This window comes from Arthrobacter stackebrandtii (assembly GCF_017876675.1).
GTDB classification, from domain to species: Bacteria; Actinomycetota; Actinomycetes; order Actinomycetales; family Micrococcaceae; genus Specibacter; species Specibacter stackebrandtii.
The window spans coordinates 1,945,856-1,958,011 of record NZ_JAGIOI010000001.1 but is presented as its reverse complement, the minus strand read 5'-3'; the positions used below and the strand labels follow the sequence as shown (position 1 = coordinate 1,958,011).

11 protein-coding genes are annotated in these 12,156 nt (G+C 69.0%); 3 read left to right on the top strand and 8 right to left on the bottom strand.

The features are described from left to right. Positions 1 to 139 precede the first annotated feature (139 nt). The gene (pgm, locus tag JOF48_RS08200) at positions 140 to 1,783 is read left to right on the top strand and encodes a phosphoglucomutase (alpha-D-glucose-1,6-bisphosphate-dependent) (RefSeq protein ID WP_209679387.1); all 1,644 of its coding nucleotides are present in this window, start codon (positions 140 to 142) and stop codon (positions 1,781 to 1,783) included. Between the two features lie 361 nt (positions 1,784 to 2,144). On the opposite strand, the gene JOF48_RS08195 is transcribed toward pgm, so the two are convergent. Next, positions 2,145 to 3,080: a cation diffusion facilitator family transporter gene (locus tag JOF48_RS08195; RefSeq protein WP_209679384.1), complete on the bottom strand. Its 936-nt coding sequence runs from the start codon at positions 3,078 to 3,080 to the stop codon at positions 2,145 to 2,147. Positions 3,081 to 3,133: 53 nt separating this feature from the next. On the opposite strand from JOF48_RS08195, the gene JOF48_RS08190 reads away from it, so the two are divergent. Next, positions 3,134 to 3,445: an ArsR/SmtB family transcription factor gene (locus JOF48_RS08190; protein ID WP_209679382.1), complete on the top strand. Its 312-nt coding sequence runs from the start codon at positions 3,134 to 3,136 to the stop codon at positions 3,443 to 3,445. A gap of 36 nt (positions 3,446 to 3,481) precedes the next feature. Here the strand turns inward: JOF48_RS08190 and JOF48_RS08185 are convergent, their stop codons facing one another. Then, positions 3,482 to 4,336, bottom strand: coding sequence for a class II glutamine amidotransferase (locus JOF48_RS08185; RefSeq protein ID WP_209679380.1), 855 nt, complete (start codon positions 4,334 to 4,336; stop codon positions 3,482 to 3,484). Between the two features lie 141 nt (positions 4,337 to 4,477). Here JOF48_RS08185 and JOF48_RS08180 point away from each other — a divergent pair, with 141 nt between their 5' ends. Next, a complete protein-coding gene (locus tag JOF48_RS08180) occupies positions 4,478 to 5,797 on the top strand; it encodes a uracil-xanthine permease family protein (RefSeq protein WP_209679378.1) in 1,320 nt (439 codons plus the stop codon). On the opposite strand, the gene JOF48_RS08175 is transcribed toward JOF48_RS08180, so the two are convergent. From JOF48_RS08175 to JOF48_RS08150, 6 genes are all read right to left on the bottom strand, one after another. Continuing rightward, on the bottom strand, positions 5,784 to 7,244 hold the full coding sequence (locus JOF48_RS08175; RefSeq protein WP_209679376.1) for an aldehyde dehydrogenase family protein: 1,461 nt from the start codon (positions 7,242 to 7,244) through the stop codon (positions 5,784 to 5,786). The two genes, JOF48_RS08180 and JOF48_RS08175, sit on opposite strands and share 14 nt — an antisense overlap. Before the next feature lie 66 nt (positions 7,245 to 7,310). After that, positions 7,311 to 8,885: an FAD-dependent oxidoreductase gene (locus JOF48_RS08170; RefSeq protein ID WP_245346454.1), complete on the bottom strand. Its 1,575-nt coding sequence runs from the start codon at positions 8,883 to 8,885 to the stop codon at positions 7,311 to 7,313. Further along, complete coding sequence (locus JOF48_RS08165) at positions 8,875 to 9,138, bottom strand: (2Fe-2S)-binding protein (RefSeq protein ID WP_209679374.1); 264 nt, start codon at positions 9,136 to 9,138, stop codon at positions 8,875 to 8,877. The genes JOF48_RS08170 and JOF48_RS08165 overlap by 11 nt, the downstream gene beginning before the upstream one ends. Beyond that, positions 9,131 to 10,306, bottom strand: a complete 1,176-nt coding sequence (locus tag JOF48_RS08160; protein ID WP_209679372.1) for an NAD(P)/FAD-dependent oxidoreductase — start codon at positions 10,304 to 10,306, stop codon at positions 9,131 to 9,133. The genes JOF48_RS08165 and JOF48_RS08160 overlap by 8 nt, the downstream gene beginning before the upstream one ends. Positions 10,307 to 10,447: 141 nt before the next feature. Then, the gene (locus JOF48_RS08155; protein WP_209679370.1) at positions 10,448 to 11,110 is read right to left on the bottom strand and encodes a GntR family transcriptional regulator; all 663 of its coding nucleotides are present in this window, start codon (positions 11,108 to 11,110) and stop codon (positions 10,448 to 10,450) included. Positions 11,111 to 11,199: 89 nt separating this feature from the next. After that, positions 11,200 to 12,150, bottom strand: a complete 951-nt coding sequence (locus JOF48_RS08150; protein ID WP_209679368.1) for an ornithine cyclodeaminase family protein — start codon at positions 12,148 to 12,150, stop codon at positions 11,200 to 11,202. Between the last annotated feature and the right edge of the window lie 6 nt (positions 12,151 to 12,156).

Below are 12,156 nucleotides of genomic sequence, written 5' to 3'. Positions count from 1 at the left end.
TGGACTGTCACCGCCGGACACTTCGCACCCGGCGGGTGCCTTCCATCGTAATCCAGCCATGGATTTCCCCGCGCGTATTGCTGGTTCACAAGCTGGGCATCGGATGCCAAAAGATGGAGTGTTCTGTCATGCTGGGTTTATGGCCAGCCGCGCGGGCACACTTGCCCTTCCCCAAGACCTTGTCGACATCACCGCACTGATGGACGCCTACTACGACCTGACCCCGGATCTGGGCGATCCGGCCCAGAGGGTCGCGTTCGGCACTTCCGGGCACCGGGGCTCCTCCCTGAAGTCCTCCTTCAATGAGGGCCACATCGCAGCCATCACGCAGGCGATCGTGGAATACCGTGCCGGACAGGGCATCACCGGCCCGCTGTTCATGGGCAAGGACACCCACGCCCTGAGCGAGCCTGCACAGAACACGGCGCTGGAAGTGTTGGCGGGAAACGGCGTCGAGGTTCTCATTGACGCCCGCCACGGCTACACGCCCACCCCCGCCGTCTCCCACGCCATCCTCAGCCACAACAAGGGCCGTACGGACGGGCTCGCGGACGGCATTGTGGTCACCCCGTCCCACAACCCGCCCGGCGACGGCGGCTTCAAGTACAACCCGCCGCACGGCGGACCGGCCGATTCAGACGCCACAGGCTGGATCGCGAACCGCGCCAACGAGCTCCTCGAAGACGGGCTGCGCGGTGTGCGCCGCGTGCCGTTCCAGCAGGCCATGGATGCTTCCACCACGGGCAAGTTCGACTTCCTTTCCGGTTACGTGGACGACCTGCCCTCCGTCCTTGACCTCGACGCCATCCGGGCCGCCGGCGTGCGCATCGGCGCGGACCCCATGGGCGGGGCCTCCGTTGACTACTGGGGCGAGATTGGCGAACGCCACAACCTGGACCTGACAGTGGTCAACCCGCTCGTGGACCCGCAGTGGGCCTTCATGACCCTCGACTGGGACGAGAAGATCCGCATGGACTGCTCATCGCCGTCGGCCATGGCTTCCCTGATCAACAAGCTGTCCGCAGGGGCTCCCTTCGACATCGCCACGGGCAACGACGCCGACGCCGACCGCCACGGCATCGTCACCCCCGACGGCGGGCTGATGAACCCGAACCACTACCTGGCCGTGGCCATCCAATATCTGTACACGCACCGCTCGCAGTGGCCCGCCACCGCCGGCGTGGGAAAGACGCTGGTGTCCTCCTCCATCATTGACCGGGTGGCCGCCGACCTCGGCCGCCAGCTCGTGGAGGTCCCTGTGGGCTTCAAGTGGTTTGTGCCCGGCCTGCTCTCGGGCGAGGGTGTGTTCGGCGGCGAGGAATCCGCCGGCGCCTCCTTTGTAAAGAAGGACGGCTCCGTCTGGACCACTGACAAGGACGGAATCCTGCTGGCCCTGCTCGCCTCGGAAATCACGGCCGTCACGGGCAAGTCGCCGTCCCAGCACTACGGCGATCTGACCGCCCGCTTTGGGGCGCCGTCCTACGCGCGCATCGACGCCGCCGCCACCCGGGACCAGAAGGCCGCGCTCGGCAAGCTCTCCGCCGCCGACGTTTCAGCCACCACGCTCGCCGGGGAAACCATCACGGCCAAGCTGACGGAGGCCCCCGGCAACGGCGCGGCCATCGGAGGCCTGAAGGTCACCACGGAGAACGCCTGGTTCGCAGCCCGCCCCTCCGGCACCGAAGACGTGTACAAGATTTACGCCGAATCCTTCAAGGGCGACGAGCACCTCGCCCAGGTCCAGGCCGAGGCGAAGGCCCTCGTGGACGGGGTCATCTCCTAACGCCCGTTTCCGCGCCCGTTCCCCATTAATGCGCCCGGTCTACGGGGCGCATTAATTGGGGAACGGGCGTACTTTTCGTTTGCTGCTCCGCTGCGGCGAAAACGCACCCGGCTCTGCGCCGGCTACAGAGCCCGCCCATGCATTGTGCGCCACGCCCACGCCCAACCGGGCGCATAGGGAATCCGGAGTTTTGCCATGCGCAAGCCCAGGGTGCTCACAGTGCGCATGGGGCCTTATGCGCAAGCGCCGAGTGCCCCGTTAGCGCATAGGCCAAGCGGCCTTGGCCTATGCGCAGGCTCAGAGCGGAACAATGCGCATAACTTGACCTGCTCAACACGCACAGGCCGCTGCGCAGCCAACGTCAGTGGTGGGCGCCGAGTTCGTGTTCGGCGTGGCTTTCCGGTTCCAGCTGGAACGTTGAGTGCTCGATGCTGACCGCGAAGTGGCCGGCCACGCAGCTTTGCAGGGCGTCGAGCATCTGCGGCGCGTGCCCGTCATGGAAGCATTCGTCATCCACCACCACGTGCGCTGACAGAATCGGCAGCCCGGTCGCAATCTGGCTCGCATGCAGGTCGTGGACGCTGCGCACATGATCCAGGCCGAGGATGTGCTTGCGGACCTCGTCCAGGTCAAGGCCCGACGGCGTGGATTCCAGCAGCACGTGGATGGTCTCCAGCAGCAGCTTCACGGTGCGGGGCAGGATCAAGGCGCCGATCAGCATGGCCACGATGGCGTCGGCCTGCAGCCAGCCGGTCGTGGAGATGATAATTGCGGCGACGATCACGGCCACCGACCCGAGCGCATCGTTGAGCACTTCCAGGAACGCGGCGCGCATGTTGAAGTTCTTGTTGCGCCCGCCCATCAGCACAAACATCGAAATGATGTTGCCCAGCAGGCCGATCGCACCGAACCAGATCATTTCCTGCGACGCAATTTCCGTGGGGTTGAACAGCCGCTGGATGCCCTCCACCAAGACAACAAGCCCGACGGCGAGAAGCACCGCGGCCTGCGCTGTTGCCGCCAACACCTCGGCGCGGGCGAATCCCCAGGTGCGCTTGCTGCTGGCCGGGCGGACCATCAGCCGGGCGGCCAGCAGTGCCATGGCCAGCCCGCCGGCGTCGGTCAGGACGTGGGCCGAATCAAAGAGCAGGGCCAGGGATCCCGTGAGGATTGACCCGATGACCTGGAAGACAAAGACGGCCAGCGTAATACCCAGGGCAATGGCAATGCGCTTGTGGTGGCTCTCGCCGGGCGCGCCGCCATGAGAATGTGAATGAGAGTGATCGTGACCTGACATGCCTCAATAGTACATCGAACGCTGAATTAACCAAATGATGTACCATATTGAGAATGAAGCCCATTAGCAACGCAGCGGTCCTGGCCCGCTTTGGCTACGCACTTTCGGATCCCACCAGGGCAGAGATCCTCATGGCGCTGGCCAAGGAGCCCCGCTACCCCGCGGATCTTGCCGAGACTTTGGGCGTTTCACGTCAGAGCATCTCAAACCACTTGTCCTGCCTGCGGGACTGCGGTTTGGCCGTGGCAGTCCCGGAAGGCCGCCGCTCCCGGTATGAATTGGCCCATCCGGACCTGGCCCACGCACTCAACGACCTCCTCGGCGTCGTGCTTCTGGCCAGCGAAAACCACATCCCGCACCACTGAGCCGGCCCCCTGCATCCCGGCCGCAGCCTCCCGGAGCTACGGCGCGGACCCGGCCACCGGTTCCGCCAGTTCCAGCCTGCGCGCCGGGTCCTGCGGCACGGGGACGGTGCAGTGAAGCGCCAGGTCCGGCCCCACATGGAGCAATTCGCCCGGAGCCAGCATCCGCCAGCCGGGGTCGGCATCCATGGGCTCCGTGGCGATGACCACCGAACCCCGCCCGGCCAGGTCGTGGCTGCGCCCCTTGATGCGAGGGCTGTCCACCGCCAACGGCTGGCTGTCCCGGTGGCCGCCGGGGGCACGCTCGAGGACATGGAGTTCGTGCGTTTCCGGGTAGCGCAGCGCCCAGAGCCCGGTGGCCGTGGTGATGATGAAGTTCAGGCTGTAGACGGGCAGGTTCGCAGCAATCCACGCCACGGCGGCGGTGATGCCCGCCTCGAGGTCTCCGCCGCGGCGCCTGGTTTCCAGGGTGATCAGGGCAAACATCCGCTCGCTGTCGGTGTCGCCGAGGACCAGCCCCGAACCGCCGAGCCCGGCAATCCGCGAGTCGATCTTGCCCAGCTCGCCAAAGGCGCCGTTGTGGGCGAAGATGCGGCCGTCCTGCTCGAACGGGTGGGTGTTTTCCACCGTGTGGGCGCCAGTGGTGGCGTACCGGACGTGGGCCACGAACGTGGCACTTTCCAGCTCCCGCGCCTCGGCGGCAAAGGCGGCATCCTCAAACGCTGCGATGGGCTGCCTGAAAATGGCCGGTTCCCCGTTCGCCTCAAAGATGCCGATGCCGGTGCCGTCCGGCTCCCGGCGGCTTTGTTCGGACAGGCTGTCCGGGGCCTTGAGCAGCCAAAACGTTGCCTTCACCGGCCCGGCGCCCGCATGGAGTCCAAATAGTCGGCACATAACGTGATCCTAGCCGGGAACGGTGCTGCACGGCAGGGCCGGAGCCCGGGCAGCCGCGCACTGCACCCACGGCGGCACGCACTCCGATATTCTTATCCGCGGGCCACGCGCAGGTGCGCTGGCGGATAACGGAGAGCATTGATGAGTTTGCTGGGCACAAAATGGACCGTTCACGGCGACGGCAAGAGCATTGCCCCGGGGCAGGTCGTCACCCCGGATGAGCGGCTGAGCTGGCCCCGGACCATCGGGATCGGCCTGCAGCACGTGGTGGCCATGTTCGGCGCCACGTTCCTGGTGCCGCTGATCACCGGCATGCCGCCGGCCACCACGTTGTTTTTCTCCGGCATCGGCACCCTGCTTTTCCTGGTCCTGACGCGCGGCCGCGTGCCCAGCTACCTGGGCTCCAGCTTCGCGTTCATCGCCCCAATCATGGCATCGCAGCAGCAGTTCGGCGTGTCCGGGGCGCTCGGCGGCGTGGTGGTGGCCGGTGTGACACTCGCCGTCCTGGGCCTGGTTGTGCAGAAATTCGGAGCCTCGTGGATCAACCGGCTCATGCCCGCACCCGTCACCGGCACCATCGTGGCCCTGATCGGCCTGAACCTGGCGCCTTCAGCGCGCGCCAACTTTGAAAAGGCGCCCGTCACGGCCCTGGTCACGCTGCTGGTCATCATCCTGGTCAGTGTGCTGTTCCGCGGCATCCTGGGCCGCCTGGCCATCCTGGTCGGGGTCGTGGTGGGCTACTTTGTGGCCGTGCTGCGCGGCGAGGTGGACTTCTCCAAGTTCGACTCCGCCGCCTGGATCGGCCTGCCGCACTTCCAGACACCCACCTTCCACTTTGCCGTCCTGGGCCTGTTCATCCCCGTGGTGCTGGTGCTCGTCGCCGAGAACATCGGCCATGTGAAGTCCGTTGCCCTGATGACAGGCGAGGACCTGGACCCCTACGCCGGCCGCGCCATCGTTGCCGACGGCGTCGCCACCACCCTGGCCGGCCTCGGCGGCGGCTCCGGCACCACCACCTACGCCGAGAACATCGGCGTCATGGCCGCCACCAAGGTCTACTCCACCGCCGCGTACTACGTTGCAGGCCTCGCGGCCCTGCTGCTGAGCTTCTCCCCCAAGTTCGGCGAGCTGATCGCCACCGTCCCCGTGGGCGTCCTGGGCGGTGCCGCCACCCTGCTCTATGGCATGATCGGCGTGCTGGGTGTGCGGATCTGGGTGCAGAACAAGGTCAGCTTCTCCAACAACATCAACCTGACCACGGCCGCCGTCGCGCTGATCATCGGCGTGGCAAACTTCACCTGGGCAGCCGGCTCCCTCACCTTCGAGGGCATCGCCCTCGGCACGGCCGCCGCGCTCATCATCTACCACGGCATGAGCGCCCTGGCGAAGTGGCGCGGCACCGCCGCCAACCCCCTGGACCCCGAGGAAGACCCCGCAGCGGCAGCGCTCACGAAGGGCTGAGCACCCCGTTGATGCGTTGCGGCACTCCCAGCGGGTTGCCGTCACGCAGGGCTGCCGGCAGCAGGTGGTCCGGCAGCCCCTGGTAGGCCACGGGCCGCAGGAAGCGGGTGATCCCGGCCGTCCCCACGGACGTCGTGGTGGGTGCGGTGGTGGCCGGGTACGGCCCGCCGTGCTGCTGCGCATACGTCACCGAGACGCCCGTGGGCCACTGGTTCCACAGCACCCTCCCGGCCCTGTCGGCCAGGATCCGCACCAGTTCCGGGGCCACAGCGTCGGAGTCCTCGCCCTGGATCGTGGCCGTCAACTGCCCGTCCAGCACGCCCGCCACCTCCAGCAGCTCCGCCTCGGAGTCGTAGGCGGCCACGAGCGCCGACGGCCCGAAGCACTCCCTGATCAGCCCCTCCGGGTCCGCCAGCAGCGCCGCCGCCGTGGTCACGTTGAGCGCCGGCGCGGGCGGGGACGAGGTGGTGCCGCCGGTGCCGCCCAAGGGGGAAACGGCGTCGTGCGCCAACAGGCCCTGCAGCGAGTCCGCGTAGCCCTGCGCAATCCTGTCGTTGAGCAGCGGCGCCGGGGCGGGGCGGGCCGTGCCGGCCAGCTCCGACACCATGGCCGAGCCGGCCGGCACCAGCAGGATGCCGGGCTTGGTGCAGAACTGCCCGGCGCCCATGGTGTACGACGCCACAAAGCCCGCCGCAATCTCCGCCCCGCGCGCCGCTGCCGCCGCCTCCGTCACGAAGACCGGGTTGACGCTGCCCAGCTCGCCGTAGAACGGGATGGGGTCGGGCCGGGAGGTGGCCAGGTCGAACAGCGCCCGCCCGCCGGGGATGGACCCGGTGAACGCACCGGCCTTGATGCGCGGGTCCAGGATGGCGTCGCGCCCGGCCTGTGTGCCGTAAATGAGCTGCAGGATGCCCGACGGCGCACCGGCACCTTCCAGCGCTGCGGCGGCCACGCGACCCACGGCGGCCGAGAGACGGGGGTGGCCGGAGTGGACCTTCAGCACCACGGCACAGCCAGCGGCGAGGGCCGAACAGGTGTCGCCTCCCGCCACGCTGAAGGCAAACGGGAAGTTGCTGGCGGCGAACACCAGCACCGGGCCCAGCGGTTCCAGGACGCGGCGGATGTCGGGGCGTGGCCCCATGGGCCAGGCGTCGTCGGCATGGTCGATCCTGGCGTCGAGGTAGCCGCCGTCATTCAGCAGCTCGGCGAAAAGCCGCAGCTGGAACGTGGTGCGCTTGAGTTCCCCGCTGAGCCGCGCCTCGGGCAGGTTCGTCTCCTCCTGCGCGATGGGGATGAGCTCGGGACCCGCCGCATCCAGGGCGTCGGCGGCGGCCACGAGGGCGGCGGCGCGGTCCTCGGCGGGGCGTCGGCCCCACTGTCCCGATGCGGCGTGGGCCGCGGCGAGCACGGCCTCCAGCTCTTCGGCTGTGGTGGCGGTTTCAGTCATGGCATTGCTTCCTTCATCTTGACGATCGTGTGTGGCGTTCAATGTTGCGGGTGTCTTTCAGGACCGTCAGGGGCTTTCGCCTGCGGCACCGTGCGGGAGCTCCATGCCTGAATCGGTGAGCGCCGCGAGGCGGCCCAGCGAGACAGGTGCGGCAAGCGTCCTCTTGGACATGGCCTGCAGGTCCTCGGCGGTGGGGCCGCGTCCTGCCAGGTCCGCCGCGATCGACGTCGTCGCAAAGCCGCAGACCCGGCCCTGGCACCAGCCCATGCCGGGCCGGGCATATGACTTCAGGCTCCGGGCGTCGTCGGCACCCAGCTCGGCGTGCGCGTTGCACAGGTCCCCGTAGCTGGCTTCCTCACAGCGGCACACAATGGTGTCCGGGGTGAGCCAGCCGGTCCAGCGCGCGGGGACGGGGTTGGCCCTGTGCATGGCGACGGCGAAGGCCCGCAACCGGGCGCGTTCGCGCTGCAGCCGGGCGATCCTGCCCGGCAGGTCCGGGGATTCGCCACCGCGGGCGGCAGCGGCGGACAGGGCGGCGAGCTCGCCCTCGACCACAGCCATGGCGGCACCGCCGATCCCCGTGGCCTCCCCCGCAACGCTGACGCCGGGCACGGAACTGTTCAGCCGGTCGTCCACCACGGCAACGAGGGAGCCGTCCACGTCGAGGGCGGTGGCGGCCCCGGCGGCGAGCACCAGTTCCAGCGACGGCGTGAAGCCCCAGCCCAGCGCCACGAAGTCGCACGGCACGCGCCTGCCGCTGCCGGCCACGACGGCGCCGTCGGGCGTGAGCTTAGAAAGGGTCACGGCCTCCACCCGGTCCGTTCCATGGATTTCCGTCACCGCCGTGCGGGTCCGGTACGGGATGCGGTGCCGGGCCAGCACTGCCGCATATTCCACGCCTTCCGGGACCTTCTCCGGGGCGCGGACGGCGCCGCGCAGGTTCCTCAGCCAGCCCGTGGGCGAGTTGGCCTCGCAGACGGCAGCGACCTTGACGCCCGCGCGGGCCAGCCCCGCCGCGACAGGCAGCAGGAACGGCCCCGTCCCGCCCACGACGCCGGTGCCGCCCGGGACCACCATGCTGCCCTTCAGCAGTGCCTGCACCCCGCCGGCCGCCATGACACCGGGCAGCTCCCAGCCCGGCACGGGCAGCTGGCGGTCGTAGCCGCCGGGGCACAGGACCAGCCGGCCTGCCCGCACGGAGCCGGGCGCCGCTTCCGCGGCTGGGGTTCCGTCCGCAGGAACCTCCAGCACAGGGCTCAGCTGCAAGACGCGGGTGCCGTCGGGGGCGGGTGTGTCCAGCAACCACAGCTGCGTGCCCCGAAGGTAGCGAACCCGGCCGGAGGTTTCATGCGCGTAAAGGCGTGAACGCAGCTCCGTGAAGGTCTTCCAGTCGTGGTGCCCGGCGCCTTCCTCAGCGCCTCCTTCGTCCCCGGCGCCCTCGGCCGGGGTGCCGGAAGCTCCGTGCACCTCCTCGTCGCGGTGGCGCCAGAACTGCCCGCCGGGCTGCTGTCCGGCGTCGATGAGCACCACGGCCAGGCCGCAGTCGCCCGCGTGCACGGCCGCGGCCAGCCCTGCAGGCCCGGCGCCGACCACGGCAACGTCAAAGGCCATTTCCGGGTCCGCGCCCGTTTCATTCTTCATGCGCGCCTGCCGTTCCGGTTTCAAGGACCATGCCATCATGCACGGGGGTGAGACAGGCGCGCTGGTTGAGTGCGCCGTCGGCCGTGATCAGGCAGTCGAAGCAGGCACCGATGCCGCAGAACAGCCCGCGGGGGCGTCCCGCCCTGGTGGTGCGCCAACTGGTGACACCGGCGGCGGTGAGTGCTGCGCCCACGGTCTGGCCAGGGCGGGCCGGCAGCGGTGCGCCGTCGAGGGTCATCTGTATGTCAGGCATGGGCGGCCTCCTGGGCGGCGGGGATGTCAAAGCGTTCGGGCGCGAACGGCGCCAGGTCCATTGCGGGCGCGGTGCCCGTAAGGGCGGCTGCGAGCAGGGCGCCCGTGCCGACGCTCAGGCCGATGCCCGCGCCCTCGTGCCCGCAGGCATGCCACAGCCCGGGAGCCCGGGGGTCTGCACCGATGACCGGCAGGTGGTCGGGACAGTACGGCCGGAATCCGAAGTAGCTGCGCAGCGCCTTGGCCCCGGCGAGAAAGGGGAACAGCCCGATCGCCCTGCCCGCCATGGCAGCCAGCACCCGCGGGTCGACGGCCTTGTCGAAGCCCACCCGTTCGCGGCTGGAGCCGATCAGGATGGTGCCGCCGCGGGTTCCCTCCACCACGGGGGAGGTCTGCAGGCCGGCATCGGAACTTGCCACGTTGTCCACATACTCGGCCGCGTATACCTTGTGCCGGACCTTGATGGGCAGCGGTTCCGTCACCAACACGTAGCCCTTGCGGGGCAGGACCGGAACGTTGACACCGGCCAGCTGTGCCACGGCACCGCCCCAGGTTCCCGCGGCATTGACGACGGCGGGGGCGCTGACGGTTCCGCCGCTGGTCACGACGCCCGTGACGGCGTCGCCGCGGCGCAGGAATCCGGTGACGGTGGTCTGTGTGTGAACGGTGGCGCCAAACCCGCGGGCCAGGCGCAGCAGGTGGGCCGCGGCCAGCATCGGCTGGACCTGGGCGTCCTGCGGATAATATGCCCCGCCGGCCATGTTCGGGTTCAGTTGCGGCTCAAGTTCGGCCAGGCCGTCTGCTGCAACCAGCTCGACATCGATTCCGGCTGCGCGCTGGCGTTCGGCGAGGAGGGCGAGGTTCTCCTGGGTGCCGGGCCGGGCGGAGACAACCAGCCCGCCCTTGGCCTCAAACTCCCACAGGCGGCCGAACTCGGCGAGGTCCCCGCGCCACAGGCCTTGCGAGTACTGGGCCAGGTCCAGTTCGGGGCCGGCTTCCTTGTCGGAGACCAGGATGTTGCCCTCGCAGGCACTGGAGGTTCCCGAGGCCACCGCGCCCCGTTCCACCACCGCCACGGACAGGCCGGAGCGCGCGGCAAAATAAGCACAGGCGGCACCGACGGCACCTCCGCCGATGACCACAACGTCAACGAATCGGGGAAGACTCATGACGGTAGTATGTCACACACCACAGCTCCGTGGCGGGGTGTCCTGATACTTTTTGCGCCAGTTTTGTGACGGCACGGGGCACCGCCAGGCCTCCACCGCGGGCCGGGCCCGCCACCGGTGCCCCCTCCCCGGCGAAAATGCCTAGTGCCTGGCCCAGTCGGTACGGACGTGGCCGATGTGCACGGTCATCAGCTCCTGCGCCTCCGCGGCCTTGCCGGCCGCAATCAGCTCCACGAGCTCCACGTGCTCCTGCGCCGAATCCTGCAGCGTGCCGGCTGCGGCCAGCGGGGCCAGCCCCAGCAGCCGGGTGTGGGCGCGCAGCTCGGAAATCAGGGCGACCAGGCGTTTGTTGCCGCTGTATTCAAGGATGGCAATGTGGAACGCGCGGTCGGCTTCGGTGTACTGGATGAGGTCGCCGGCGACGGCGAATCCCACGATCGCATCGGCCATCTGGCGGAGGCGGGCCAGCCCGGCGTCGTCAATCAGCGGGGTGACCTGCCGGACGGTGGGCGGCTCGATGAGCAGGCGCAGGGCAGTGATCTCGTCGAGGTCCTCGTCAGAGACTTCGGTGACGCGGAACCCCTTGTTGGGCAGCGAGGTCACCAGGCCCTCCTTCGCAAGGTCCAGCATGGCCTCGCGCACGGGCGTGGGCGAGACGCCGAAGCGCTTGCCGAGAGCCGGGGCGGAGTACACCTCACCGGGTTTCATTTCACCCGAAATGACGGCGGCCCGCAGTGCAAGCGTCACCGTTTCTCGCAGGCTGACGTTTTTCTTGACCATGGTCAAATGAGACGCAGTTTCCATGCCGTTCCCCCTCTAGGACCCTTCTGAAGCGGACTCACCGCCCCATGCGGCAGCGGAACGGCTGTTGCGCCCCACTGTCATATGACATTTTAGTGCACGCCCCCGGCGGAGCCTGCGGATTCAAAGGCCCGGCCCGCCACCACGATGTCCTCCCACGACATGCCAACACCGGTGTACAGCAGCGGCTTTCCGGGGTCTGGGTCGAAGCGGCCGTTGGCAAGGTCCGACAGCGTGGCCAGGCCGCGCTCCTGCCACTCTTGCGCCGAACGTGCCGGAATCAGGTCGCCGGCCTCACGCAGCGCCGACGCCCGCCCCTCCACCACCACTTCTGCGCGGCGGGCCAGGACGGGGTCGATCTCCCGCGCATCGAGCCCGTGGGAGCCGATCGCCGCAATCACGGCCGAATCCTTGGGCAGCGCACCGTCAAACACCGGCTCGGCGGAGGACGTGGCGCAGAGGATGACATCGGCTGCCGCCAGGTCTCCGTGGCTGCCCGCGCGCGAAGGGATTCCCTGCGCGGCCCACTTGTCGGCGAGCGCCTGCGCAGCCTCGGGACGCCGGCCAATGACCACAAGCTCCCCGATGCCGCACACTGCTGCGAGCGCCTCGATGTGCCGGTCCGCCTGCAGCGACGTCCCCAGAACGGCCACGGTCCCGGCCGATTCCGCGCCGCGCAGCGCCAGCAACCCCTTGACGGCCATGGTGGTCACGGCGGGCGTGCGGATCAGCGTCAGCTCGGCCCCATCCATGGCGGCCAGCGGCGCCAGCGTGTCCTTGTCCAGCAGCAGGTACGTGCCCTGGATCTTGGGGTGCCCCTTGGCGGGGTTCTCCGGCGCCACGGTGACCACCTTAATCCCGGCGTACCGGGCCGACTGCGCCGGCATCAGCAGGAACTCGCCCGCGTCCAGCGGCGCAAACAGCCGTGGCGAATCCAGCTCCGGATCGAGCCCGCCGCGCAGCGCCTCCTCCAGCGCGGCCACGGCGGTCCCGGGCGGCAGCAGTTCCTGCAGCTGTGCGGCGTCAAAGTAGGGCAGTGTCATGGTTGT